We start from the raw sequence: 406 nt of genomic DNA, 5'->3' as shown, positions 1-406 counted from the left end.
CACCAATTTCGTCGGCCTCGGCCTCGGCGCGCTGGTGTCGGGGGTGCTTGCCGAATACGCGCCCTGGCCGCTCAAGCTGACATTCGTCCTCTATCTGGCGCTGCTTGCCCTGGTCACGCTCTTGATCTGGCGCACGCGGGAAACCGTGCTGCGGCCAGGGCGGCTCTCGGATGTCTCGATGCGGCCACGGCTGTCGGTGCCCGCCGACATCCGCGCGGCCTTCGTGGCGCCGGCGGTGACCGGCTTCGGGGCCATGGCGCTGGTCGGCTTCTATGCTGCGCTGGCGCCGAGCGTCCTGGCCCAGCAGCTGCATGTCACGAACCACGCCGAGGCCGGCGCGCTGTTCTTCGAGCTGTCGATGGTGGCGGCCGCGACCATCCTGCTGACGGTGCGACTGTCCAGCCGC

The 406-nt window shown here is 70.0% G+C and carries 1 pseudogene; it reads left to right on the top strand.

What is annotated here, in order from left to right:
* A pseudogene (locus tag EOA29_RS40560) lies at positions 1 to 406 on the top strand (MFS transporter); the annotation flags it as partial.

Source organism: Mesorhizobium sp. M1E.F.Ca.ET.063.01.1.1 (assembly GCF_003998155.1).
Taxonomy (GTDB): domain Bacteria; phylum Pseudomonadota; class Alphaproteobacteria; order Rhizobiales; family Rhizobiaceae; genus Mesorhizobium.
The sequence above is the reverse complement of the archived record's forward strand: the minus strand, read 5'-3'. Positions and strand labels throughout refer to the sequence as shown.